The sequence below is a fragment of the Betaproteobacteria bacterium genome, from assembly GCA_009693245.1.
Taxonomy (GTDB): domain Bacteria; phylum Pseudomonadota; class Gammaproteobacteria; order Burkholderiales; family SHXO01; genus SHXO01.
The window spans coordinates 21674-47138 of the sequence record SHXO01000012.1 but is presented as its reverse complement, the minus strand read 5'-3'; the positions used below and the strand labels follow the sequence as shown (position 1 = coordinate 47138).

Genomic DNA, 25465 nt, shown 5'->3' with positions numbered 1-25465 from the left:
CGTGCGCACCATCGGAATGGCCCGTGCACGGGCCAAGATCGCGATGATGAACCTGGTCTACAACATGGTGCGCCTGATGCAGTTGATCAAGCGTGCCGCAAAAAGCGCATTAGCCCCGCAAGGGGTCAATCCGTGTGCGGTTGGGTAAGAGGAGAGAAACGGGGATGAAAAGGCCGCACAACCGCCTCGCAAGCCGGTGAAGCCGCACGATTGCGTGCGACCCCATCTCGAATGCAACTTATTCAGACGCTCCGGATATTCCCTTCCCCGTGCGGAGTGATTTTTAGAGGTTCCCTTATGGGAAAGCTTATGGCTTGACCTGAGCCATGACCAGCCCTAATTCATCCGCAACGGAAAGGCCCGGATCGAAGGTCCTTTCGGCGCGCCGGTACCAATAGCGCGCATTGTCCAGATCGCCTTCAAGCCGGTGTGCCAGCGCGTGGAGCCAGTAGGCCAGGGGATCATCGAGGTTCTGGACGATCTCGTGAGCGGCTTGCCAGTCTCCACGATGTAAATGAGCGATTGCCGCCCGGTGATTGGGCATTTTTGTCGTGGGGGTGAAAGCGGCTATTTTGCTCCATCGAGCAGTTTTCTCACTTGTCCCGATGCGTTCACCACGCCCGCGCTGGCGAACACCTCCACGTTGCGTTCGATGTCCTCGCGTTCGTAGAGATAGTTCACCATGAATCCGTAGGACTGGCGCATGCCCCGTGACGATACGTCGCCCAGCCAATTGAGGCGCTCCACCCTGGCGCCGTTACCGAGATGAAAGCGCGCGACTGGATCGAAAGGGCGGCCCTCCTCCTTGGCTTGCAGGAGATAGCGCGCGGCCAGTCGCGTAAGGGGCGCGCGCAGTAGTTTTCCGAGGGTCTCGTTACCGGCCCACCGGCCGGAGGCAAGATACTCGGTAACCGGTATGCTGGCTTCTCCCATCTCGGCGAAGAGCTTGCGCCGCGCACTTTGGCCGAGAGCCGCGTCCAGTGCCGCGGGATTCTGCTCGATCCACTTTGACAACTGCGGAATGGGAGAAAGAGTGGAGAAAATTCTTAGGCGGGGATACTCGCCGCGCAAATCGTCGATGACGCGCTTCAGAAGAAAATTTCCGAAGTGGACCCCGCGCAACCCGGGTTGCGTGTTGGAAATGGAATAGAAAATCGCGGCACTGGCCCTGTCCGCATCGGACACGCGGCGGTGCTCGTCGAGCAAGCGCTGAACGCTGCCCGACAACTCTTGGGTGAGCGCGACTTCCACGAAGATGAGCGGCTCGCGCGGCATGCGAGGATGAAAAAACGTGTAGCAGCGCCGGTCGGAATCCAACCTGTGGCGCAAATCGTTCCACGAGCCTATGGCATGCACCGCTTCGTACTCAATCAATTTCTCCAGCAGAGCCGCGGGCGAATCCCAGGTGATACGCTGTAGTTCCAGAAAGCCCACGTCGAACCACGCGGAGAGGCGCGCCTCCATCTCCCGGCCCAAGGCGGCCAAACCGGGATCGTCGCCGGCGTAGCGCAGCAGATCCTCCCGCATGTCCACCAGAAATTTCACGCCTTGGGGCAATGCGTTGAATTGGGTAAGGATTCGCACGCGCTTGGAACGCATCACCGTACGCAGCGCTGCTTCGGCATCCCATTGCATATGGGTGCCCACCATGGATTGGTAAACCGTATGCGCGATCTCCACCTCCTTGGGGTCGGGACCGAACTCCAAGGCCAGTATGCGCAGAAATTCGTGCCGGCCCGTTTCATCCAAGGCCAAGTAGGTTTCGCCCAGGCGTGCGGCCCGAATTCGCGCCGAGACTTCACCCCCCCAGGCGCTGGGCGCAATCCCGGAACTGATTGCGTATCTCGTTCTTCGTGGCCTCGTCCAATGCGCGGCGGGGAGCCGCGACCGGATGTTCTTGGGATTTGCGCCGGCGAGGTGCTCGAAGGGAATTCAGCATGATCCAATATCGATCCGCCGAGCCGCTTCTGAAGACAGGCCCCGCATCGCGGGGCCTGTCTTGTGGGTAGTTACGCCTCCCGCCTAACGCTTCCCGCCTCACCCACCATCACATTTGTTTCCAATCCCACGATTGCTCGAACGCATAACCGGCGCGGTAGATGCTGGGCTCGTCGAAGTGCTTGCCCACGATCATCAATCCAATGGGCAATCCGTCCACCATGCCGCAGGGCACCGTCATGGCGGGATGGTGGGTGATGTCGAAGGGGGCGGTGTTGCCGATCATTTCCAGGGCGCGCTGTACATAGAGTTCGCGTGGCGCATTGGCGGGGGGAAGGGGCGTGGGCTTCATGGGCATGGTGGGCAGCACCAAGACGTCGTACTTGTTCAAGGCCGCGTCGTAGGCCGCCGCGATGCGGCGAGAGATATTCACTGCCTTGCCGTAGTAGCGGCTGCCGAAGTGTTTTTTGATGTGAACGCCCAGTACCGTGAGGATCTTGGTGGTTTCCGAGAGTTCGTTGGCGCGCAATTCCCAACCGTGCAATTTGTCCATCATGCTGGTCACGTAGAGATCCTGGCGGCTGAGCCCGTAGCCGTCGCCGAACATCATGGTCTGCGCGATCCCTTCCGTGCCGATGGGTGTCCATACGGCGGGTGCCACCAAGTGTTCGGGGATAGAGACTTCCTCCACCGTTGCGCCCAGCTTCTTGAACATCTCGATGGCCTTGCGCACCTTATCGTCCGAGGCAGCTTCGGATTCGGGCCTGCCGAAGCCTTCCTTGATGACGCCGATGCGCATGCCCTTGGCACCGGCATCCAATCCTTGCGTGTAAGCATGCGTCTTCGGCGAGAACTGGCGCGGATCATACCCATCCGCTCCGGCGATCACTTCCAACATGAGCGCGTTGTCCTTGACGTTCTTGGTCATGGGCCCCGTGTGATCGACGTAGATCTCAATGGGCATGATGCCCGTGTACGGCACCAGCCCGTGGGTGGGTTTCATGCCGACGATCCCGCACCAAGCCGAGGGCATGCGGATGGAGCCGCCTTGGTCACCCCCCAGCGCCATGTCCACTTCACCGAGCGACACCAATACGCCGCTACCGGATGAGGAACCGCCAGCGGAGAAACCCATCTTGTGCGGATTGTGCACCGGCCCCTTCGCGCCCGTATGGCTTCCGCCCGAGATGCAATAGTTTTCGCAGTGCGCCTTGCCGGCGATTTCACCGCCCGCATCCAGAATGCGCGAGATTACGGTCGCGTCGATCTCGGGCACGTAGCCCTCCAGGATCGAACAACCGTTCATCATGGGCACGCCCGCCACCATGATGTTGTCTTTCGCGGCGATCTTCTTTCCCGCCAGCTTGCCACTCGCCGCGCCTTTGATGGAGGTCTTCACGTACCAGGCGTTGCGCGGATTTTCTTCCGCGGTGGGGAAACGCCCCGGCGTGCGCGGGTACTTCACGGGCGGCAAATTATCCGGCATGGCATCGACCGCGTTGTAGGCATCGATGAAGCCCTTCATCAAGCCGATGTAGGAATCCACATCGGCGGCGGTCAGCGATAGTCCGACGGTGTCCGCCGCGTCGAGAACTTGCTCGGGGGTGATGGGTGGTACGGCCATGGTTTCCTCCTTCCAGGTGACTAGGGCGCCAGCAGGCGCATGAGATTCGGATCGTCGCGCACTTGGCTGGAAGGCCCTTCCAAGGCCACGCGCCCGCGATCCATGACGTAACAGTACTGCGAAATTCGCAGCGCCAACTGAACGTGCTGCTCGACGATCAACACCGCGATGTCCTTCACCAACGCCTCCAGCCGCTGCGCGATCTCCTCGATGACTTCATGCCACACGCCTTCCGTGGGTTCATCGAGCATCAGCAGTTTTGGGCGTCCCAACAGCGCGCGGCTGATGGCAAGCATCTTACGCTCGCCACCGCTCAAGGTGCCGGCCTGCTGCGACATGCGCTCACCCAAGCGGGGAAAAAGCTGCACCACTTCCTCGATGCGGACTTCTTTTCTCGGATCGGCCATGGCGCCCACCAAGAGATTCTCGCGCACGGTGAGCCCCCCGAATACGGCTTGCTCTTGCGGTACATGACCCAAGCCTTGCCGCACCCGCTGTTCCGTGGAGCGCTCGCCAACCTCCATGCCATTAAAAAACAAGCTGCCATTTCTTGGATGCAGATCGCCCGAAAGCGATTTGAGCAAAGTCGTTTTCCCGGCTCCGTTGCGTCCCAGGATGGCCACGCCGCCGCGCGCTGGCACCGATAGCGACACGTCAAACAAGGCCTGGCTGGTGCCGTAGAAAGTGCTCAGCCCCTTAGCCTGGAGTAGTACCTCAGACATGGCTTAGATACGCCTCCTTCACGCGCGGGTCTTCCTGCACTTCTCGCGTGCGGCCGGTGGCGACCACTTGCCCTTGGTCGAGCACCGTGAGGGAATCGCAGATGTCCTTGATGAAATCCAGGTCGTGCTCCACGATCAGCACGGAGCATGTGCGCTTGATGGAAATCAACAGCTCCCCCGTGGCGCGGCGCTCCTGCTGGCTCATGCCAGCCGTGGGCTCATCGAGCAGCAGCAGCGCGGGTTCGCGCGCCAAGGCCATGGCGATTTCCAGCCATTGCTGCTCGCCATGGGATAGGAAGCCCGCCATTTCCCCGGAACGATCCGCCAGATTAAAGCGCTCGAGTGTGTTCATCACCTCCCCGTGCATCCTCCGGCGCGAACGCGACAACATCAAGTTCATGGAGGACTCCCGCGACTGCAGTGCTAGCAACACGTTGTCGTAAACGCAAAGCTGTGGCAGCACCGCGGTGATCTGAAATTTCATGCTCAATCCGGCACGCGCACGTTGCGTCGAGGTGTGGTTGGTGATGTTCGCGCCCGCCAAGGAAACGGTTCCAGAACTGGGCAACTCGGCACCGGCAATGCATTTCAACAGCGTTGTCTTGCCCGAGCCGTTGGGGCCAATCAAGCCATGAAATTCGTTGGCTTGGACGTCCAGGTGAGCGTTATCCAGCGCCGTCAGCGCGCCGAAGGTTTTGGTCAAACCCCGGCACTCAAGCAGGCTCATGGCTAGTCTTGACCTCGCTTGAATCCTTGCCCGAAGAGGTTTTTTTTCCAGGGCGCCCGAAGACGCCCATGCGCTCGCGGTCGCTCACGATGAAACCGATCAACCCCGTGGGCCTGAACATCACCACGATGAGCAGTAGCAATCCCAAAAGTATGGGCCAGCCCATGTCCCACACATGGGACAGGTGGTAGCTGAACAAGTCGATGAGCCCCACGCCGAGGATCGAACCGATCAAGGTGCCCGCCCCGCCAAACAAGGTGTAGAGCACCACTTGGGTGGACAACACGGGCCCGAGTTGTCCCGGTCCGATGTAGCCCTCGTGGAATCCATAGAGGCCGCCCGCCAATCCCGCGATGGCCCCCGCGAGACAGAAGGCGATGCCTTTATAGTTCTGAGTGTTGTAACCGAAGAAGGTGATGCGGTTCTCCTGTTGCCTGATACCGGCGAGAACCAAGCCGAACTGCGAGCGAGTGAGAAGCCGCAACGACACGTATACGACGAGCAGTACGCCGAGCGCCATGTAGTAGAAGATCGGTCCCTCGGTAATCTCGAAGCTGCCGGCCGTTAACCGGGGCAGGCTGGGAATTCCGTTCTGCCCCCCCACGTAGGACCAGCCGCGCGCGAGGCGTTCCACGACGTAGCTGCCGGTGAGCGTACCCAATGCGATGAACACCATGCTGGGCTGGCGTTTTCCCAGAATCACCAATACGGCCATCAGGAACGAAACGATCAAACCTACCAACGCTGCGGCGGGGACGATGATGAATACCGATGTAACGTCTAATTTGGTGGCGATCAGCGCGGTGCTATAGCCCGCCATGCCGAAGAATAAAGCCTGCCCAAAACTCATGATCCCCGCGTAACCCCACACGAGATCGAAGGACAGCGCGATCAGTCCAAGGATAAACACGCGCGTGGTGAACAAAATCCAAAAATCATCCAGCACGAGCGGAAGCAGCACCGCGGCGGCCAGCAGCACCGCCTCGATGACGGGAAGCGCGACGCGGATCTTCCTGGACTTGCCGTTCATCTCACGAGCCGTCCTCTCGCCCCCAGAAGGCGGCGAGGATTAGAAGGACAGGCCGGCAAGGCCTGTGGCATCGGATGGAATGGCAATTGGTTAGCCCTGCTGTGTCGCAAACTGAACCGATGGCGTCAAAAGCTTTCCCTCACCCTCGTTCCCTCTCCCGGAGGGCGAGGGAGGAAAGACCCCTCTCCCTGCTGGAGAGGGGTTGGGGTGAGGGAGAACGCCGACACTAAGTCGCATTGTGATGCATTAAATCTAGCACTCGCGCGGATCGACCAGCCCGTTGCTTTTCTCGACGATCTCGTACTTGCCGCTCTTGGCCACCGCGATATACATGTTCATCTTGGTGTGCCACTTGCCGGGTACGATTTCGCAGCCTCCGCCCAGACCATCGGCGAGCTTCGTCGTTTCAAGCGCCGCGGCGACCTCCTCGCGCTTGATGCTCTTGGCTTTCTTCACCGCCTCGGCCCATAGATTGATGCCGCGCCACATGCCGGTGGCGGCACTCCCCGCAGTGAGGGGGTTCTTGGTGCCGTAAAGCTGGTTGTACGTCGCTTGTACTTTGTTACCGAAGGGGTCATTCACTTCCTTGAAGTAATCCAGGCAACTGGCCAAGCCTTCGATTTCGTGGGCGGGCGTGATGCTGAGCGCGTTCTCGTCGTAGTACACGCAGGACAGGCGGCCGCCGCGTTTCTGAAAACCGGCCTCGTAGAGCTGCTTGAAGAAGGCCGCGACACCCGGCGGAATGGTAGTGTTGAACACGTTGTTCACGCCGCTCGACATGATCTTGTTGACCGTGGCGCTGTATTCGTTGTGATCGACAGGGAAATACTCCTCGCCCACCACTTCGCCGCCGTGTTTCTCGATGACCTTGCGCGCGTATTTGTTCAGCGTGTGGGGCCACACGTAGTCCGCGGAGGGCAGATAGAACTTCTTGCCGCCGTTCTTGATCAACCACGGGATGAACGTGTCGCACTGTTGCGCGGGTGAAGGCCCCGTGCAGTACAGGTACTTGGTGCACTCCAGTCCTTCGTAGAGCTGCGGGTAAATGTAGAGAGTCTTGCCGCGGTTGACGATGGTGTCCTTGATGGCATTGCGCATGGAACTCGTGATACCGCCGAACACCACGGCCACCTTGTCCTGCGTGACCAGCTTGCGCACTTTGGTGACGGCCAGTTGCTCGTTGGTGGCCGTGTCCTCGAGGACCATCTGCAGCGGCCGGCCCAGCAAACCTCCGGCGGCGTTGATCTCGTCGATCACCATCTTTGCCACCTGCGAGTTGGGAATGCCGCCCCAACTGATAGCGCCCGTCAGATCCGTCGCGATGCCCACTTTGATAGCATCGGCGGCGTGGGCTTTTTCCGGGTTGTACAGGAAGCTTCCCGCGCCCAAGGCGGTCATTCCAGCTAACAGCGAACTACGTTGGATGAACTCCCTTCGGGATTGATATGGTGGTTCTTTCTTGGAATTACTCATGGCTAACTCCTCCTTGTGGTCAAAAGGCCATCTGGCCGAAACTTCACGATCGCGATGGCGATCAAGAAGACTAAAACATCCGCCACCACGGGCTTGATGGCCCAAGGCAGCGCGGCGCTGGTCGTCCCCACCAATGCGGCGCCCAGGATGGAACCCTCGAAGCTGCCCATGCCGCCCAGCATGACAGCCAAAAAGGATTTGATGAGGAAGGGGACTCCCATGTCCGCGTTGATGGCATAAATGGGAACCATGAGCCCGCCTGCCAAACCCGCCAAGGCGGCCCCGAAGGCGAAGGTGGCGGCGTACACGCGGCTCGTGGAGATGCCGGAATTGCGGGCCAGGGAAGGATTCTCCAACGAGGCTCGCATGCGCAATCCCCATTGCGTCTTGGCGAGCAGCAAATAGCTTCCCACCATGATCAGCGCCGTGATGACGATCACGGCGGTGCGCCACTTGGAGATGTTGGTGTGGCCTATTTCGAAGGAACCGACGAAGGGCGCCAGGACGTTGAAGAACTGGCCGCCCAGCAGCATGCGCACGCCTTCGCGCAGCACCATTCCTATGGCGTAAGTGCCCAGCATGGCCACTATGGGCGCGGCGTAAAAGCGCCGGATGACCGTGCGCTCCAGCGCGGCGCCAATGACCCCCACGACGAGGGGTGCGGCCAGCATGCCGAGCCACGGGGGCAGCCCATGCTGGTCAAACCAATAAACGGTGTAGGCCCCCAACAACACGAACTCGCCGTGGGCGAAATTGAAGATGCCCATCATGCTGGCGATGACACCCAGCCCCAGCACTACCAAGACAAAGATGGCGCCGTAGGCGGCCACATTGAAGAAGAATGGGATGGAATTCACGGCTTCTTGGGCACCTGCTCGCGCGAAGTTATTATTTACCGCCCCGCTGGGTTTCCTCCTCCATGCGCGGTACGGCTTCTTTCCAAACTATTGGCCGGGCCTCGCCTAGCCGATTGCGCCGCCAAGATAAGACTTCCTTCGCCGCGAAGCAAGGCTCTTGTGAATAGGACACCCATGGCGCAATGCATCATCGAGGGCGAAACCGGGAGCGCAAATCCGGCCGCATGACGTCGAAGCCGAGAAATAGAAATTGCTCGTCCGGATCGCGGACCTCGCGATGGGTCTGGTCGTAGACATGCTGCGCGGCGTTCGTGCCCTCTCGCACCAGGCCGTGTTTGCGGCGAGGGTCCAGCAAAATAATCTCGCCTACCTCGTGGCGCTTGGCTGTGTTGGTTTCGTCCACCAATCCCAGACGGCCCGAATGCGCCACGACCACCACGAAGTACACGTAGGGGAAGCGGAAGAAATCGTCGTGCAAACCCACCGGCCCGCAGCCGTGTACCGAGAAGCGGTCGCGGCTGAAAATCGCGCGGGGCAGGCCGAGTTCATGAACGATCTGGTCGCGCAGGCCATCGATGAACCCAAGGCGGATGTGGTCGTGGAGCGCGGGGAGTTCGCGCGTTTCCTCCGCCGGGAAACCGCCTGGGCAAAGCTCGCGCGCGAGGCCATGTAGCGCGCCCAACTCTTCGAGCCCCGCCGTGATTCGTTTACCCGTGCGAATGAAGGAGGTGCCCAGTGCGCTTGTCGTCATGGTTGGATTCTAAGCCGCCGCGCAAGCCAGGCGAGGATACTTCGTACAATCGCGGCTAAGGCGCGCATTAACGGAGGGGAAAGTGATGCAACCGCAAGGAGGCTCACCCATGAAACCCATGCAGCACGAGATAGAGGCCATCCTCACTCGCCAGCTCGCGAGCTATCTGTCCACGCCGGTATTCCTTGTGGATGCCGAGGGCACCATGCTGTTCTATAACGAACCGGCGGAAGTGATATTGGGGCATCGCTTCGAAGATACCGGAGAGATGGCGGCCCCCGAGTGGACCACCGTGTTCACTCCCGTGGATGAGGAGGGCCGTATGATTCCTCCGGACGAATTGCCGCTTATCATCGCCCTGCGCGAGGGCCGCCCGGCCCACCGCGTATTCTGGATTCGCGGGTTGGACGGCCAGCGTAGGCACCTGGCGGTCACGGCGCTTCCCTTGACCGGCCAAGCCCAGCGCTGCACCGGCGCCGTGGCAATCTTCTGGGAAATCAAACCGTGATGCAGGTGTCCTTCTGGGGCACGCGCGGCTCCCTGGCCACTCCGGGGCCGGACACCACGCGCTACGGCGGTAACACGTCTTGCGTGCAAGTCACCTGGGAGCAAGGCTGGACTCTGGTGCTAGATGCCGGCACGGGGATTCGGCCGCTGGGTAAAGCGCTCCCGAGCACATTGCGCCGCGTGGACTTGTTGCTCACGCATCTGCACATGGATCACATCCAAGGGCTGGGCTTCTTTCAGCCTTTGTACGAAGAGGGCATGGAGATCCACATTTGGGGCCCGGCCAGCACCACGCAGAATTTGCGCGAACGATTGGCGCGCTACCTGTCGCCGCCGTTATTCCCCGTCAGACTGAGGGATCTGCCGTGCAAGCTCACGCTGCACGAAGTGCCCTGCGGGGAGAGCGCCATCGGGCCCTTCAAGGTGACTTCCGCCCTGGTTTGCCACCCAGGTCCCACGGTGGGTTACCGCATCGCCACCGATGGCTTGAGCATGGCTTACCTACCAGATCACGAACCGGTCCTGGGCATGAAGCGCTTGCATTTGCCGGGGGAATGGACTTCGGGATTCGCCTTGGCTCACGGCGTGGATCTGCTCTTGCATGACGCGCAATATACCGATGCGGAGTATGAGGGCCGGGTGGGTTGGTGGCATAGTTCGGTCTCCGGCACCTTCGCCTTTGGCGTGATATCGCAGACCAAACACCTCGTGCCATTTCACCACGATCCTGAACACAGCGACGAGTTCCTCGATGCGCTCTTCGCCCAGGCGGCCGGTAGGACAAGGCCCCGGTTTCGGGTGACTCCAGCCAAGGAAAACGCGACGATCTTGGTGGGAAATCCTCGAACTGCTTAACCACGGAGACTGTGTGGGGTAAATGAAATTCAAGATGAGGAGTAACCCAGAAGTGACCCTTCGCGCTTGGAAGATTGGCGCGCCGTGGGCAGCGGCCGCCGTGCTGGCATTGGCGCCGGCCGGCGCTTCCCTCGCGCCGGCTTTACCGGCCCAAGCGCTCTCGGGCGGTGTGCTCACCAACCCGGAACAAGGACGCCTCGCCTATTCCATCCCCACGGCGCTATTGACCGCCCAACAAGGCGAAGCCTTCGCCTTGGGTAAGCGAATGTTCCAGAACCGCTGGGCCTTCTTCTGGTTCGAGCAAGCCGAATGGGGCCGCGGTCCCACTTCCAACGCGCAGGCTTGCACTACGTGCCACGCGGGCAACGGCCGGGGAGCGGCACCGGGGACCGAAGCGGCCAACCTGGACGGTCCCGACGGCCCGACCCTCGACAGCCACATTCCCGTGCGCTTCGAGCCCGCGCCCAACTTGGTGATCCGCGTGAGCATGAAGGGCGAGGGACCTCATGGCGGGCCGTTGCCTCATCCACACTACGGGGACCAGCTACAGAATTTCGGCGTCAAGGGGGTGGTTCCCATCGAGGCCAATTTCAGCGTGCAATGGAACGAGCACGCCGTCACCTTGGTGGATGGAGAAGCGGTGAGTCTGCGTTCGCCCAAAATCATCTTGAGCGATCTTGCCTACGGCCCGCTGGGCGACGACGTCATGGTGGCCGCGCGTCTTGCACCGCCCGTAATCGGCCTTGGCTTGCTGGAGGCAGTTCCCAGCGAGACTTTGCTGGTGCTCGCCAAGGCCAGTAAACCCGCCGGCATCCAGGGCAGACCCAACTACGTGTGGGAACCGGAGCAGAAGAAAACCGTCATCGGCCGCTTCGGACTCAAGGCCAATCACCCCACCCTCAAGGAGCAGGTGGCTGCGGCTTTCCTCAATGACCTGGGCTTGAGCACACCGTTCTATCCCGATCAAAACTGCCCGCCCATCCAGAAAAGCTGCCAAGAGCAAATGGTCTCCGGCCGGCCCGAGATCACAGCGCTCAGGCTGGCGTCAACGGTCACCTACCTGCAAAGCCTCTCCGTGCCCGCGCGCCGCGACTTGGACAATCCCCAAGTGCAACGCGGCGAAGCTCTGTTCGCGCAAGCGCATTGCACCGCGTGCCACGTCCCCGAGCTGAAAACCGGCGAGCACCCACAATTTCCCCAGGCAGCCAACCAGACCATCCGCCCCTACACGGATTTGCTGTTGCACGACATGGGCGAAGGGTTGGACGACCACCGCCCGGATTTTCAGGCGAGCGGCCGCGACTGGCGCACCCCGCCTTTGTGGGGCATCGGATTATCCGAATCGGTGAACGGCGCGAACGCCTTTCTTCACGACGGCCGCGCGCGCAATTTCACCGAGGCAGTTCTTTGGCACGGCGGCGAGGCCGAAATCTCGCGCAAGGCCTTCGCGGAAATGACCAAGAGCGACCGCGAGGCGGTGGTGGCGTTCTTGCGGAGTTTGTAGAGAGAAACGCTCTCCGTCCATTGGCTTCCACCGAAACATTGTTTTCTTCGTGTTACTTCGCGTCCTTCGTGTGCAGGAGCTTTTTTCGAGTGATCTAGGGTACGAACACCGCCACATCGGCCGCGGGCACGACGTCCACGCCGGGTGCCAGAGAATAACGCCGTGTACCCGGATAGACCACTAGCATGCGATCCAATTTCAAGTCATTCATCGCGATGCGCATGGAAGTCGTTAGTGCGGGCGCGTCGGTCCGTTTGAATTCCATGCCAATCCGCCGCCCGTACTTGAGCATCAGAAGATCGATCTCGGCACCGGCGTTCAGGCAGATCAAGCGGAAGAAAATTCCGGCCGCTATGCACCTCTTCGGGCCGGTGTTTTACGTGAATCGCGAGATCACCGGCAGGTTGAGCTTCAAGTACAAGATTCCAATGATCAACATTTACGGCTTCGATGGCGTGGATACCCTCTTGGCCTACGGTACGGATTCGTGGGCCGACTATCGGCGAGCCTGATACTACATCCACCGGTTGCTGACCGGTTCCAAGCCCACGGATCTTCCCATCTAGGAGATTTCAACCTTCAAGATGAAGGTGAACATGAAGACCGCGAAAACCCTTGGAATAAAGCTCCCGCAGACAATACTGGTTTAGGCGAACGAAGTGATCGAGTAGCGGGTGCCTCCTAAATGGCCTGCATGGGAGGTCCATCGATGCCTGGAACCGAAAGAGGACTGCCCCTCGCAAGCTGTCCCTGCTGGATGCTCCGCGTTACTCGGCTCGCTGTGCGAGCGGCACTTGTCCGCGCGAGAGGCGCGCACGGTGATCGGACAGTCGTAAGCAAGCAATGGATGGCCCCGTTTAGGTTCGCCTAACTCCGCATGCTCTTCTGCATGCGCCGCGCCGCGTAGCACGCCCGCACGGCGTGATCCTCCAGTGCGAGCGGGGCGCCGAACAGCGCCATGATGCCATCGCCCATAACCTGGTTCACCGTGCCTTCGAACCGGTGCACCGCCTCCATCATGCGCTCCAGCACCGGGTCGAGAATCCTGCGCGCTTCCTCCGGGTCGCGGTCAGCCAGCAGTTCCATGGAACCCTTCAGATCCGGGAACAATACCGTGACTTGCTTCCTCTCCCCTTCCAAGGCAGGCCTGCTCGCCAGAATCTTCTCGGCTAGGTGCGTGGGGGTGTAGATCTGCGGAGTGGGCGGCCTGTTGGCCGCCGCTGGCGGGATGGGCGCATTCGAAACAAAACTTGGCTGCCTGGGAAAGCTCCGCGCCACAATTCGCACAGAAGCGCGGCAAGGCTGCGGCGCATTCTTAGCGGAATTTCGCCCCAGAACGAGTCTCGTGATGGCAGCGCGGGCAGTGCATAACGGCGCTAGACCTTCAACTTCGGCAAGGTTTTCATCACGGCGGCGACACAACGGGGTACGTGCCAAGCCTGCGGGCCTGCTTCGCGAGTTGCGTATCGAAAGACAGGAACTTTCCAGCGTTCGCACTCAGCGCAAGATGCAACGCGTCCGCCAAATCGATTCCGCCATCGCTCGACTGGAAAGCCGTTGCAATCGCGCCGGGTAATTGCGGCCGCACATTCGGCAGCGCGAACAACGTGCGCAGGGCCTCGATACATGCCTCGCGCGGAACACCTCGTGACTTCAGGACCCACGCTAACTCGAGCGTCACCGTTACTGGAATCCAGAGCGGCTCGTCCGGATTTTCCAGTACCCGCTTGGCCGCCGCCGATTGCACCGGCTCGTCACCGAGCAGAAAGCGCGCGAGAAGGTTCGTGTCGAGGGCGATCATCTGCGTTTTCGGCCCTTCGCTTTTCCGTAGGAGCGGGTGCGCGCATCGTCCTGAAGTACCGCACCGAGTAAGCTCCGGTCGTCCAGGGCAGGAGCTTCTTCAGCCACATGCCGCGCGAGCATGCCAGAGAGCGCCTTGACTTTGCCCATGCGCCCGGCATGGCTGACCGTCACCTTGAACCCTTCCCCTGGCAAGAGCTCGACTTTCAATTCGGTCCCGCTCTGGATATCAAGTGCTTGGCGAATAGTCTTGGGAATGACAATCTGACCCTTGCTCGATGTCTTGATGGTTTCCATGGTTTCCATTCCAACGGTAAGCTAATAAGGTAAGACACTACTCGGATGTCATTAGCGCGTCAATTACCGCCCAAACCGCTCATGAGATTGCTCGGGCGTTATGTCCATAACAAGTGATAAACTTGGACATCTTTAATTGATGGTACGCCCCGGCGGAAAAAGATCATGGACTGGAAAGTAGCCGAAGCAAAACAGAAATTCTCCGATGTGGTTCGGCGCGCAGCCAAGGAGCCGCAGCTCATCTACAACCGCGACCGGCGCGTCGCGGCGGTGATCGATGCGCGTTCTTTCGGTGAGTTCGAGGCGTGGCGAAAGCAATCTGGGCAAGCATCGCTCGCGGATGCCTTCGAGGAACTACGCCGGGTGGCAAAGGAGGAGCGGTACAAGCTAACGCTTCCCCGCCGCAAGAACCGGCGCAACGCCCTCTTAAACGTCCTGGACGATGTATCTAGTTGATACCAACGTTATCAGCGAACTCGCGCGCCGTGCGCCATCTGGCAAAGTGCTGCTCTGGGCACAAGGCGTGACTCACATCTCGGTAAGCGCCATAACAGTGGAAGAGATTTGCTTTGGCCTTGCCTGGAAACCCAATCGGCGCATCTCGGCTTGGTTTGAGCAGTTCCTCTCCCTGCATTGCACGGTGTTGCCTATTACCGAAGAGATTGCCCAGCTGGGCGGGCGGATTCGAGGCCAGCTCGCGAGCAAGGGCTCTCCGCGGACGCAGCCGGACATCCTGATCGCAGCCACCGCGCACACCAACAAACTCACCCTGGCTACCCGTAATACCAAGGACTTCGATGGGTGCGGGATCGAGCTATTCAACCCCTTTGCGTGACGATACCGTTTCAGAATAAGCCGTAATGCAACGCGGTTCCAGAGAAAACATCGCCTATTGGCTGCTCGTCTGCTGCGCCCTGGTATTCGCCATGGTGGTGGTTGGAGGCGTGACCAGGCTCACGAAATCGGGGCTGTCCATCGTGGAATGGGAACCTCTGATTGGCGCGATCCCGCCGCTTTCTGAAAGTCATTGGCAAGAGTTGTTTCAGGAGTACCAGGGCTCGCCTGAATACCAGAAGATTAACCAGGGCATGTCCTTGGAGGCTTTCAAGGGCATCTTCTGGTGGGAGTACTTCCACCGGCTGTTGGGCCGCCTCATCGGTGCCGTGTTCTTCTTTCCGCTGCTTTACTTCATCGTGCGCAAACGCATCGAGCGCTCGTTGGTGCCGAAATTATTCGGCATCTTTGTGCTGGGCGCATTGCAAGGCGCGGTGGGATGGTGGATGGTGAAGAGCGGCTTGGTGGACGATCCGCGCGTGAGCCAGTTCCGGCTCACCGTTCACCTTGGGTTGGCGTTTCTCATATTCGCCGCCATGTTTTGGACGGCTCTCGGGCTGCTTAAGGAACGCGGGAACCCGGTGGAACCCCTCGCGCGCCATGCGGGCGCACTTTCCATTCTCATCTACGTCATGGTGCTCTCCGGCGGATTGGTAGCGGGCACGCACGCGGGACTCGCTTACAACACATTCCCCTCCATGAACGGCTACCTCGTACCGCCGGAAGCCTTCGAACTCACGCCCTGGTGGAAGAATTTCTTCTACACCGTGGGAGCGGTGCAGTTCGTGCACCGCTGTATTGCGTGGTCTTTATTCGTGCTGGTTCCCTGGTTTTGGTGGAGGAGCCGCGGTTGGGATTTGACGCCCGCCGCGCGGCTTGTCATTAACTTGCTCCTCTGCGTGTCGTTCGTGCAGATCGGACTGGGCATCGCCACCTTGTTGATGCGTGTGCCCGTGCCGCTGGCGGCCACTCACCAGGCGGGCGCCATGTTGCTCTTTGCCTTGTCGCTGTGGGCCACCGCGGAGTTGCGCTACTCGCCACAACGTGCCAGTCGTTTGCAATGAGGCGGGCGCGAATTTGCAGCGTACTGCTCCTGGTCGTGTGCGCGGGCTGCGCGCGTCAATCTTACAGTCCCAAGCCCATCGATCCGGAACGCCTGGCTGCCGCTTACGCAACGCGATCGGCGGGGGAAGCGGGGCTCAAGCACTACATGCTGGCCCACGGCGTATCCGCTTGGCCCGTGGAAAGCTGGGGGTTGAAGGAACTGACGCTGCTCGCTTTCTACTTTCACCCCGATCTCAACGTCGCGCGAGCGCAGGCGGCCGCGGCGCGAACTTCCTTGGAGCTTGCCAAGTCGCGTCCTTCCTGGGGCATCGCTCCGCGCGTGGAACACCATAGCGAAAGGCCGGCCAGCGACAATACCCCTTGGAGCTTGGGCTTCGAATTGGAGATTCCGGTTTTTGGCGGCTCGCGCCGGGCAGTAGTCGTGGAACGTGAACAGATCGCCGCGGAAACCGCTGAACTTGAGGTTGGTTACACCGCCTGGCAACTGCGCGCGCAGGTGAGAGATGCGCTACTTGGCCTTTATTCCGCGCGGCGCAATCTGGAATTATTCGAGAAAGAAGCACAAGAGAACGAAACGCTGCTCAAGCTCTTGCAGCGCCGCTTGCAGGAAGGGATGGCATCCACGGGAGAAGTGACCACGGCGCGATTGCGCGCCACCCAGGCGCGCGGCGAGGTGGAAACTCAAAAGCTTGCCGCCGAGCGTTCGCTGGGAGTTATATCGGGCGCTCTGGGCGTGCCGCTCGAGATTACGCGTGCCTTGGTATTGTCATTTACCGGCTTCGATTCCTTTCCGGCTTCGCCCGAGGGATCGTCGGTGCGCGCGCAAGCGCTGCTCAATCGGACGGACCTGCGCCAGCAGCTTTTATCCTACGCTGCCGCCGAGAGTGCCATTAAGTTGGAGGTGGCCAAACAGTACCCGGAAGTGCGGCTTTCACCGGCATATTTTTGGGACCAGGGCGATTCGGTGTGGTCCTTAGCACTCGGGTTTGTGCTCCCTGGCGCGCTGGGTAACGCACCGGCGATCAAGCACTCTGTGGCAAAGCGCGAAGTGGCGTCAAAAGTGTTCGAGCGGGCACAAGCGCGGGTGTTGGCCGAATGCGAATCCAGCACCGCCGTTTACCGGCAATCCCTGGAAAGTTTAGCGGCGGTGGAAAGCCAGACCGCGTTGGTGCAAAAACGCTTGGCCGAAACCCAGGCGCTGTTCGCCGGCGGCGTCGCGGATCGCGTAGCCCTGGTGCAGGGCAAGCTCGAATCCATGACCGCCGCGCGCGGTGCCTGGGCCGCGCGGCAAGCCGCCCTGGTAGCTTTGGGAGAGTTGGAAAACGCCATGCAAGTTCCCCTGCGCGGCGGACCGCTGCCGGCGTTCAGAAAGGCTTACGGCCAATGAAATTGACCCGCAGCCATATCATCATCGCTTGCATGGCGCTCATCATCGCCGTGCTGGCTTTCGCGCTGGTGTTCTACGCACGCGACGAGATCAAGCCTGCGGCAAGCCATGAGGAGAAAGAGGTTGCGACCCGCTCCGCCGTGGGGAACAAGGAAGGGTTCGCTACCGTATCGCTCTCGGTGGAAAGCCAGCAAGCGAGCGGTATTGCAACAGCGGATTTGCGAGGTATGGACAGCAAAGCCTCCGCCGAAATTTTTGGTGTGGTATTGAACCCCCAACCGCTATTCGAACTGCGCGCCCAATACCTGGCTGCCTTGGCGCAGTCGCGAACGCAGCGCATCGCCCTGGCCAGCGCCCAGGGCGAGCACCAGCGCTTGGAACGTCTCTACGCCGATGACCGCAACGTATCCGAGCGTGCCGTCATCGTGGCGCGAACGCAATGGCAAAGCGAACAGGCCAAGCTCGCGGCCGTGGAGCAAACGACCAACACCCTACGCGAAAGCGTGCGCTCCGCTTGGGGAGAGAAATTGATGTCCTTGGCAGTGGATCCGCGCGCAAAAACGTTCGAAAATTTGAGCAGCCAGAGAGAGGTGCTGGTGCAGATCTCACTGCCCTACCAACTTCGCGAGAATGCCTCCAAGCAGCAGATGACGATCGGCCCCATCGGTGTTAGCGACGGCGTGCGGCCCGCGCGCTACGTGTCGCCAAGCCACCATCCCGATACGGGATTATCGGGCGCGACCTTTTTGTACTTGGCCCAAGGCAAGGACTTGCGCGTGGGCATGCGCGTGGCCGGGCGCCTGGAAACCGGCGGCGGGGAACGCAGCGGCGTTCTCGTCCTGCAAGCCGCCGTGGTGTGGCACGGCGGCAAGGCGTGGTGTTACGTGCAGGAGGAGTCCGATAAATTCGTGCGCAAGGAAGTGAATACCACGGAAGAACTTGGCGGCGGCTGGTTCAACGCGGAAGGCTTCGAAGCGGGCGAGAAGGTGGTCGTGCGGGGCGCGCAATTGTTGCTGTCGGAAGAGCAGAAGTTCCAGATACGGGAAGAAAACGATGACTAGCTCGCGCAGCGAGCTAGTCATCGTTTCGTCGAAGGCTAACCTTTGCGCAGCCAAGGTTAAGCGAGCAACGCGAGCGGCCGGAGACAAAACGCCGTTGCATTCGCGCAGCGAGCTAGTCATCGGTTCAGCTATTAGTCTTTTCGTAATTCAGGACCGATTCTTCCCTCACCCTCAGTCCCTCTCCCGCCGCGAGAGGGAAGCAAATAGCCCTTCTCCCTCCGGGAGAAGGGTGGGGATGAGGGAAAAGATCTTGAATGGAAGTTCAGTCATGTATTTTGGAGTGCTCAATAACCAATGATCTCGTTCATCGTTCGCCAATCCATCCGCTATTCCGGCGTCGTGGTGGCCTTGGCGCTCACCATCGTGGTTTATGGGCTCTACGTTCTCGGGCGCGCGAACCTGGACGTGTTTCCGGAATTCTCTCCCAGCCAGGTGGTGATACAGACCGAGGCGTTGGGCCTGTCCTCGGAATTGGTGGAGCGGCTGGTTTCCCAGCCCATCGAGAATGCGCTCTCGGGCACGGCGGGCGTGGAAGTGATCCGCTCCCAATCCATTCCCGGTTTGTCGGTCGTGACGGTGGTATTCGAAGACAATACCGATGTCTTTCGCAACCGCCTGATGGTGGGAGAGCGCTTGAGTGGGCTGCAACTGCCCTTGGGTGTTTCGCATCCCACCATCACCCCGCTCACTTCTTCCGCCAGCACCGTGTTGGGCGTGGGCTTGACCTCGGCCAAACGTACGCTGATGGATATCCGCACGCTGGTGTATTGGACCATCCGGCCGCACCTGATGGCGGTGCCCGGTGTGGCGGAGGTGAATGTCTTCGGCGGCGAAGTTCTGCAATGGCAAATCCAGGCTGACCCGGCGCGATTGGTTCAGCACGGCGTGACCTTGAACGAAGTGACGGAGGCCGCGAAACGGATCACGGGTTTGGTCCCCGCCGGGTTCATTCAAAGCCCTAACCAGCACATCACGCTGGACGCGCAAGGCCAGCCCGCCGTGATCGAGGAACTCGCGCGTTCTCTACTGGCGTTGCGTAACGGCCAGATGTTGCGCTTTTCCGACGTAGCTACCGTCGTGGCCGCGCCCGCGCCTTCCATCAGCGCCGCCGCCATTAACGGAACGCCAGGGGTGTTTCTCTTCATTCAGGGGCAATTGGGTGCCAACACGCGGGCGGTGACGCTTGCCTTGGAGAAAGCCCTGGCCGAGATCGAACCTCTCATCAGGCCGGAAAACATCACGCTGCATCCCGGTTTGTTCCGCCCCGCCAACTTCATCGAAACCGCCGTGAGTAACGTGCAACGCGATCTACTCATCGGATCGGTTCTGGTGATGACCGTCTTATTCTTGTTTCTATATAACCTGCGCACGGCCTTCATCTGCGCCACGGCGATTCCGGTGTCACTCTTGGGCGCGGTCTTGATACTGGATTACTTCGGCGTGGGTTTGAACATCATGGTGCTGGGGGGCCTCGCCATTGCGTTAGGCGAAGTGGTGGACGATGCCATCATCGACACGGAGAACATCTTCCGGCGTTTGCGAAATAACATGGCCTTGGCCAATCCTCTACCGGTCTCCCAGGTCGTACTGAACGCTTCCATGGAAGTGCGTAGTTCCGTGTTGTACGCAACTTTCATCGTGGCGCTCGTGTTCGTGCCCTTGCTGACACTCTCGGGCATTGCCGGAAAACTTTTCGCGCCCTTGGGCCTCGCTTATATCTTCGCCATTCTCGCTTCCCTCGTGGTGGCGGTCAGCCTCACACCGGCCCTGTGTCATCTGTTGCTGGGCGGCATCGCACTCAAACCGGAAGATCCGCCTTTCGTGCGCTGGCTGAAACCGCGTTACGCCGGAGTCTTGCGGAGGATCGAGGCGGTTCCGGGGCGCTTGATTGGCGCGGTATTCGTGGTCATCGCGGCGGGCATGGCCGTTCTGCCGCTGTTATCCGGCGAGTTCATTCCGGCCTTGCGCGAAGGACACTACATCATCCATGTCACCGCAGTGCCGGGTACCGCGGAGGCAGAGTCCTTGCGCATCGGCCAGCGCATCGCCAAGGCCATCGGAGACATCAAGGGGGTCAAGTCCGTGGCGCAGTGGGTGGGACGCGCACCCAATGGCGCTGATACTTTCGGCACACACTATAGCGAGTACGAAGTGGAGATCGGCCCCCTCGGGGGCGATGAACAGGAGCGCGTGCTGAAGGAGATTCGCGCCACGCTTGCGGGCGAGCGCGTGGGGAGTTTCCCTGGAGTCACTTTTGGCGTGAACACTTTTCTCACGGAGCGCATCGGTGAGACCATCACCGGGTTCCCCGCCGATTTTGTGGTCAGCTTGCACGGGGATTCCTTGGACTTGCTGGATCACGATGCCAAATCGGTAGCCTCCGTACTGGCCCAGGTGCCGGGCGCGCGCGACGTGCAACTGCAAGCGCCACCCGGCACGCCGCAACTCACCATACGATTGCGCCAGGAGCGTCTGGCGGTGCTGGGTTTGCAGAGTCTCGATGTGCTGGAAGCCATCCATGCGGCCTACGCCGGCGCGCGCGTGGGGCAGGTCTATCAAGGCGCGAGAGTGATCGACGTCGTGGCCGTACTCGCGCCGGAGCTGCGCAACCAAGTGGGGCACGTGGGGCAGCTACAGGTCAAAGCGGCCGATGGGCGGCTAGTGCGCTTGAACGAAATCGCCGACATCGGCGTGACCGGCGGGCGCTACAAGATTCTGCATTCGGGCGGGCGCCGCATCCAGACGGTGACGGCGAACATCGAAGAACGCGATGCCGCCCAATTCGAGAAGGACGCGAAGGAGCGCATCGCCAGGGACGCCAGGCTCTCGAAGGGCAATTACGCGGTCTATTCCAGCGCGGCGCAGGCGCAAGCCCAGGCCCGCGAGGACTTGATCGTGCACTCGGCCATCGCGGGGATGGGAATTTTCTTGCTGCTGTATATCGCCTTCAACAATCTGCGCAACTTGATCATCACTTTTCTGAACTTGCCCTTCGCCTTGATCGGTGGCGTGGCGGCAGTGCTGGCGGGCGGAGGCTGGATGACCTTGGGCTCGCTGGTGGGATTCGTTACTTTGTTCGGCATTACGCTTCGCAACTCCATCATGCTGGTGTCGCATTACCAGCATCTGGTGGAAGTGGAAGGACTACCCTGGGGGCCGGAGACGGCGCTACGCGGTGCGGCCGAGCGTTTGCCATCCATCCTGATGACAGCCTTGGTGACGGCGCTTGGCTTACTGCCATTGGCTTTGGGCAGTGGCGAGCCCGGCCGCGAGATCGAAGGGCCCATGGCCAGCATCATTGTGGGTGGCTTGCTCACCTCCACCTTGCTCAACTTGTTGGTCCTGCCGGCGATTCTGTTGCACTTCGGGCGTTTTCCCGCCAACTCCGGCGTGCCAGTTGTTTCATCCGCGTGATCCAGTATTCATTATTGCTGGGAAGCTCTCAATGTTGCCGAATGGATAGGGAATCCAATGACTGTCGGCTTTCTTTACACCTGATTTAGCGTGTCTTGGCGAACAGGAAAGGTTGCCCGGTATCTCATCCCGTGAGTAAATCTGTCGCGTTATCAGAGCCTTGGTCTCGAATCGGCTGATCTAGTGCGATTAATATCGGCCTAGGTGGTCCATCCAACCGAGAACTCAGGTGTCGGCTGAATTTACACAGGCAGAGGACCCACATACGTAACGCGTTGATGTGTATGTTCTTAGATCAGGTGGCTCCATTATTGCAGTGGCCTCAGGAAGAGTGAGGTGCGTCCACAATATCTTCGCTCAGAGAAGTTTGCCGATGTAGCGTCGGCGGCTGTCACGCATAACTGAAAGAAGGAGACTTCAGCATGACCGATCTAAAGACAAAGATTACTGCCCTGGCGTTTGCGTTGTCGGCGCTGGCAACGGCCCCAGCCGCTGCCGGTCCCGTATTTCTAACGGGGCATGATCCGGACTTTCACGCCCGGAGCAGCCTAGGAGCCAAGAACCTACTGAAAGCTGGATTGAGCTTTGTCACCGGGGGGGTTTACACCAACATAACTACCAAGTTTTTGTGGGTGGAGAGCTTTGATTCTCCGACGCCAGGCCATCTTGTTGGAGAGGACGGCCTGAACGCCATACTCCTGACCCTCGGGGTGGAGTATGACTGGGTGGATGCGGCGGGATTTGCAAGCGCGAATCTATCGAACTACGAAGCCATCGCTATCGCCTCCTCCTTCGGCGGCATGCTGAAGCAGGCGGAATTGGACGCGCTCATCGCGCGAAAGACGGACATCGCGACATTCATCAATGCAGGTGGTGGCCTACTGGCTCTTTCCGAGTGTTCTCCGGCTAGTGGTTTTTGTTTAGACGATACCTTAGGGTCGAATCCGGATCTCTTTGGGTTCCTCCCGGTGGTGGTGACGTCAGTTGCGACATCGGCACCCTATGCGCTGACAGTCGCGGGAGCAGCGCTGTTTCCGGGGTTGACTAACTCCGACATGAACGATCCGACACACAATTCCTTTGGCGCGGTGGGTGGGCTCACTGTGGTTGATACCGACGCGGCTGGCGTTCCAACTACTCTTGCTGGCAACGTTCAAATCAGGAATGGTAACTTTGTCCATGAGCCAGGGACCGTGAGCTTAATGGCGCTCAGTCTCGCAGGGTTGGTGGCCGAGCGGCGGGCACGCCGGCTGACCTGACCCTGGTTCGGAACCGCGCATTATTTAAAGGGTTGCGGATCGCTCACAAGGCGTAATCGCAACCCTTTGACTTTGTACTTCGCGCGCGCGTGGCTTATCTTGACCCACAGACTCGCAGCCGAGCCCCAAATAAGGTTTATCGTTTTAGGAGGTAAACTTCTTCTCGGGGTTAGCGATCCGAGGAGCCGCAGTGACCACCGTCAATCTAACCAAGGACAATTTCGACCGTACCGCGAGCAGCAACGCCATGGTGGTGGTCGATTTCTGGGCGCCCTGGTGCGCGCCGTGCCGGTTTTTTTCGCCCACCTTCGAGGCGGCATCGGAAAAGTACCCGGACGTGGTATTCGGGAAGGTGAATACGGAAGAGGAGCAAGAGCTTGCCGGCATGTTCGGCATTCGCTCCATTCCCACCTTGATGATCTTGCGTGACAACGTGATCCTCTATTCCGAGGCCGGGGCCTTGCGGCCCCAGGAACTCGAGGACATCCTCGGCAAAGCCAAGGCCCTCGATATGGAAGCCGTCCACCGGGAGATCGAGGAAGGAAAAAAAACCAGCCCCCCAGCGGCGGCAGGCTCGCCGGCGTAGCGCCAACGCCCTAAGGCTCACGGGATCGCGGATCGCCCATGCGCGGGCGCGCGCGATAGGTATCGAGGAGGTGGCCATCTTGCGTAACGACGTCACGGAAGCGAACTTCGAGGGTTTCATCGCCTAGCAGGCCATGGCCGTGGTGCTGATTCACGCGCCGGATAACTTTGCCACGGAGCAACTCGAAGGGTTGGCGCGGGTGTGCGAGCGTACAGCCTTGCCCTGCGCGCTGGCGGCGGTGGACAGTACGAAAATCCCCGGCCTTCTCGCCATGTTTGGCGTAGTGCAAACGCCCTACTTACTCATCTTTCGCGACCGGGGCGCTCTTTACGCCGAGCCGGTTCAACCCACCGCGCCGGGGCTGGAGGCCTTGCTTGCGAGGATGCAGCAACTGGATATGGACGAGGTGCACGCGGAAATCGAAGCGCAACGGCAGGCGCAGGAGGCGCTTCTCATGCGCCGGGCTTGCCCAACGGTGCGTAGCGGACCGGCGCGTTCGCGCAAATAAGACCGGAGCACGGCAAACTGAGCTAAACTGGTCATACTTGTAATTTTCTGCTGCTATCGGTGTCGCGCCCATCCCCTGCGGATGCATGACTACGACGACCGACCCGTAGCTCTTTGAAGGCAGTGCACGCGACCATGACCCGCAATCCAACATTAATCGCGCTAATCGCCTGCGCGGCCCTGTGCTTTGGATGTGGCAAGAAAGACGATCTTGCTGCGGCCCAAGCCAAACCCACGGACGGTAAAGCCGCACCTGGCGGTGGCGCAAAGTCTTCCGGATTGCCCGTCAAGGCAGCGCACGTCGAGGTAGGGACCTTCAGCACCGAGCTCACCGCGGTGGGTACCTTACTAGCCGATGAATCCGTGATCATTCGCTCCGAGATCGATGGCCGCGTGGTGAGCTTACCCTTCCAAGAAGGCCAAGCTGTCAAGAAAGGCGCGCGCCTTGTGGCCCTCGATAACTCGGAACGGGAGGCGGGCCTTGCTGCGGCCAGAGCCGACCAACGCACGGAAAACAGCCGCTATGAGCGCGCGCGCGGATTGTTCGAGAAGGCTTTCATCAGCCAGGAAGCGCTCGATGTGGCGCGCAACAACATGGAGCGGGCCAAGGCCCGCGTGCAGCAAGAACAGGCGAGGCTGGCAAAAACGGTTATCGTGGCGCCTTTTGATGGCACGGTCGGGTTACGTCTGATCAGCCCAGGCGCCTACGTCAAGGCCGGCGAGGATATCGTTCGCCTGGAGAAAATCAGCGCCATCAAGCTCGATTTTCGAGTACCGGAAACTCACGCCAGCCGGCTCAAGAAAGGCCAGGATGTCGCCGTGGCCGTGGATGCCTATCCCGCCGACCGCTTCACCGGACGTATATACGCCTTGGAGCCGGTGGTGGACGAGCGTTCCCGGACCGTCCGCGCGCGTGCCGAGGTGCCGAACCAGGAGGCGAAACTCAAACCTGGCATGTTCGCCAGGGTGATCGTTATGCTGGAAAGCCGGACCAGTGCGCTCATTATCCCGGAGGAAGCCATCGTTCCCCAGGGCAAGGATGCCTTCGTCTACCGTATCAAGAAAGGCGGCGCCACGGAAATCACCCAGGTCCAGATCGGCGCACGCCGCCCTGGCCAGGTGGAGATCGTCAGCGGCTTGAGCGCTGAGGACCAAGTGGTGACGGAGGGCGCCATGAAGCTGCAGATGATGCCTCCGGGTACACCGGTGTCCGTCATGGCCCCTGTTGCGGCGGAGGAGCCGGCGCAACCCAAGACGTAAGTTCCAA

Annotated in this window: 24 protein-coding genes and 2 pseudogenes; 13 read left to right on the top strand and 13 right to left on the bottom strand. The window is 60.3% G+C overall.

Annotated features, from left to right (window positions below):
* Positions 1-307 precede the first annotated feature (307 nt).
* The 9 genes and pseudogenes from EXR36_03495 to EXR36_03455 all read right to left on the bottom strand — a co-directional run bounded on the left by EXR36_03495 (position 308) and on the right by EXR36_03455 (position 9122).
* A complete protein-coding gene (locus EXR36_03495; protein ID MSQ58717.1) occupies positions 308-544 on the bottom strand; it encodes a hypothetical protein in 237 nt (78 codons plus the stop codon).
* 23 nt (positions 545-567) lie between these two features.
* Positions 568-1939 (bottom strand): annotated as a pseudogene (locus EXR36_03490) (Malonyl-CoA decarboxylase).
* Between the two features lie 108 nt (positions 1940-2047).
* The gene (locus EXR36_03485; GenBank protein MSQ58716.1) at positions 2048-3562 is read right to left on the bottom strand and encodes an amidase; all 1515 of its coding nucleotides are present in this window, start codon (positions 3560-3562) and stop codon (positions 2048-2050) included.
* Between the two features lie 20 nt (positions 3563-3582).
* Positions 3583-4284: an ABC transporter ATP-binding protein gene (locus EXR36_03480; protein ID MSQ58715.1), complete on the bottom strand. Its 702-nt coding sequence runs from the start codon at positions 4282-4284 to the stop codon at positions 3583-3585.
* Positions 4277-5011, bottom strand: coding sequence for an ABC transporter ATP-binding protein (locus EXR36_03475; protein ID MSQ58714.1), 735 nt, complete (start codon positions 5009-5011; stop codon positions 4277-4279). The genes EXR36_03480 and EXR36_03475 overlap by 8 nt, the downstream gene beginning before the upstream one ends.
* Entirely contained in the window at positions 4998-6041 is a 1044-nt protein-coding gene (locus tag EXR36_03470; GenBank protein ID MSQ58713.1) for a branched-chain amino acid ABC transporter permease, read from the bottom strand. Before EXR36_03470 ends, EXR36_03475 begins: the two co-directional genes overlap by 14 nt.
* A gap of 252 nt (positions 6042-6293) precedes the next feature.
* Positions 6294-7514: an ABC transporter substrate-binding protein gene (locus EXR36_03465; protein ID MSQ58712.1), complete on the bottom strand. Its 1221-nt coding sequence runs from the start codon at positions 7512-7514 to the stop codon at positions 6294-6296.
* Between the two features lie 2 nt (positions 7515-7516).
* Positions 7517-8371 (bottom strand): branched-chain amino acid ABC transporter permease, encoded by an 855-nt coding sequence (locus EXR36_03460; GenBank protein ID MSQ58711.1) that lies wholly within the window; start codon positions 8369-8371, stop codon positions 7517-7519.
* A gap of 187 nt (positions 8372-8558) precedes the next feature.
* Positions 8559-9122 (bottom strand): hypothetical protein, encoded by a 564-nt coding sequence (locus EXR36_03455; GenBank protein MSQ58710.1) that lies wholly within the window; start codon positions 9120-9122, stop codon positions 8559-8561.
* 118 nt (positions 9123-9240) lie between these two features.
* On the opposite strand from EXR36_03455, the gene EXR36_03450 reads away from it, so the two are divergent.
* The 3 genes from EXR36_03450 to EXR36_03440 are packed head-to-tail and all read left to right on the top strand — an operon-like array spanning position 9241 to position 11988.
* A complete protein-coding gene (locus EXR36_03450) occupies positions 9241-9630 on the top strand; it encodes a hypothetical protein (protein MSQ58709.1) in 390 nt (129 codons plus the stop codon).
* Positions 9627-10484: an MBL fold metallo-hydrolase gene (locus EXR36_03445; GenBank protein MSQ58708.1), complete on the top strand. Its 858-nt coding sequence runs from the start codon at positions 9627-9629 to the stop codon at positions 10482-10484. The genes EXR36_03450 and EXR36_03445 overlap by 4 nt, the downstream gene beginning before the upstream one ends.
* 34 nt (positions 10485-10518) lie before the next feature.
* Positions 10519-11988, top strand: coding sequence for a c-type cytochrome (locus EXR36_03440; protein ID MSQ58707.1), 1470 nt, complete (start codon positions 10519-10521; stop codon positions 11986-11988).
* Positions 11989-12082: 94 nt separating this feature from the next.
* Here the strand turns inward: EXR36_03440 and EXR36_03435 are convergent, their stop codons facing one another.
* The 4 genes and pseudogenes from EXR36_03435 to EXR36_03420 all read right to left on the bottom strand — a co-directional run bounded on the left by EXR36_03435 (position 12083) and on the right by EXR36_03420 (position 14094).
* The gene (locus tag EXR36_03435; GenBank protein MSQ58706.1) at positions 12083-12319 is read right to left on the bottom strand and encodes a hypothetical protein; all 237 of its coding nucleotides are present in this window, start codon (positions 12317-12319) and stop codon (positions 12083-12085) included.
* Between the two features lie 436 nt (positions 12320-12755).
* Positions 12756-13338 (bottom strand): annotated as a pseudogene (locus tag EXR36_03430) (adenylate/guanylate cyclase domain-containing protein).
* Between the two features lie 55 nt (positions 13339-13393).
* On the bottom strand, positions 13394-13789 hold the full coding sequence (locus EXR36_03425) for a PIN domain-containing protein (GenBank protein MSQ58705.1): 396 nt from the start codon (positions 13787-13789) through the stop codon (positions 13394-13396).
* Positions 13786-14094, bottom strand: a complete 309-nt coding sequence (locus tag EXR36_03420; protein ID MSQ58704.1) for an AbrB/MazE/SpoVT family DNA-binding domain-containing protein — start codon at positions 14092-14094, stop codon at positions 13786-13788. Before EXR36_03420 ends, EXR36_03425 begins: the two co-directional genes overlap by 4 nt.
* 156 nt (positions 14095-14250) lie before the next feature.
* Here EXR36_03420 and EXR36_03415 point away from each other — a divergent pair, with 156 nt between their 5' ends.
* The 10 genes from EXR36_03415 to EXR36_03370 all read left to right on the top strand — a co-directional run bounded on the left by EXR36_03415 (position 14251) and on the right by EXR36_03370 (position 25458).
* Positions 14251-14541 carry a type II toxin-antitoxin system prevent-host-death family antitoxin gene (locus EXR36_03415; GenBank protein MSQ58703.1) on the top strand — a complete coding sequence of 97 codons (291 nt, stop codon included), beginning with the start codon at positions 14251-14253 and terminating at the stop codon, positions 14539-14541.
* Positions 14528-14920 (top strand): type II toxin-antitoxin system VapC family toxin, encoded by a 393-nt coding sequence (locus EXR36_03410; protein MSQ58702.1) that lies wholly within the window; start codon positions 14528-14530, stop codon positions 14918-14920. Before EXR36_03415 ends, EXR36_03410 begins: the two co-directional genes overlap by 14 nt.
* A gap of 25 nt (positions 14921-14945) precedes the next feature.
* The gene (locus EXR36_03405; protein ID MSQ58701.1) at positions 14946-15983 is read left to right on the top strand and encodes a heme A synthase; all 1038 of its coding nucleotides are present in this window, start codon (positions 14946-14948) and stop codon (positions 15981-15983) included.
* Positions 15980-17371 (top strand): TolC family protein, encoded by a 1392-nt coding sequence (locus tag EXR36_03400; protein ID MSQ58700.1) that lies wholly within the window; start codon positions 15980-15982, stop codon positions 17369-17371. Before EXR36_03405 ends, EXR36_03400 begins: the two co-directional genes overlap by 4 nt.
* A complete protein-coding gene (locus EXR36_03395; GenBank protein ID MSQ58699.1) occupies positions 17368-18432 on the top strand; it encodes a hypothetical protein in 1065 nt (354 codons plus the stop codon). Before EXR36_03400 ends, EXR36_03395 begins: the two co-directional genes overlap by 4 nt.
* 294 nt (positions 18433-18726) lie before the next feature.
* Complete coding sequence (locus EXR36_03390; GenBank protein ID MSQ58698.1) at positions 18727-21846, top strand: efflux RND transporter permease subunit; 3120 nt, start codon at positions 18727-18729, stop codon at positions 21844-21846.
* Between the two features lie 422 nt (positions 21847-22268).
* A complete protein-coding gene (locus EXR36_03385) occupies positions 22269-23105 on the top strand; it encodes a hypothetical protein (protein ID MSQ58697.1) in 837 nt (278 codons plus the stop codon).
* A gap of 190 nt (positions 23106-23295) precedes the next feature.
* Positions 23296-23691 (top strand): thioredoxin, encoded by a 396-nt coding sequence (locus tag EXR36_03380; protein ID MSQ58696.1) that lies wholly within the window; start codon positions 23296-23298, stop codon positions 23689-23691.
* 133 nt (positions 23692-23824) lie between these two features.
* Positions 23825-24199 carry a hypothetical protein gene (locus tag EXR36_03375; GenBank protein ID MSQ58695.1) on the top strand — a complete coding sequence of 125 codons (375 nt, stop codon included), beginning with the start codon at positions 23825-23827 and terminating at the stop codon, positions 24197-24199.
* A gap of 134 nt (positions 24200-24333) precedes the next feature.
* Positions 24334-25458 (top strand): efflux RND transporter periplasmic adaptor subunit, encoded by a 1125-nt coding sequence (locus EXR36_03370; protein MSQ58694.1) that lies wholly within the window; start codon positions 24334-24336, stop codon positions 25456-25458.
* The last annotated feature ends 7 nt before the right edge of the window (positions 25459-25465 follow it).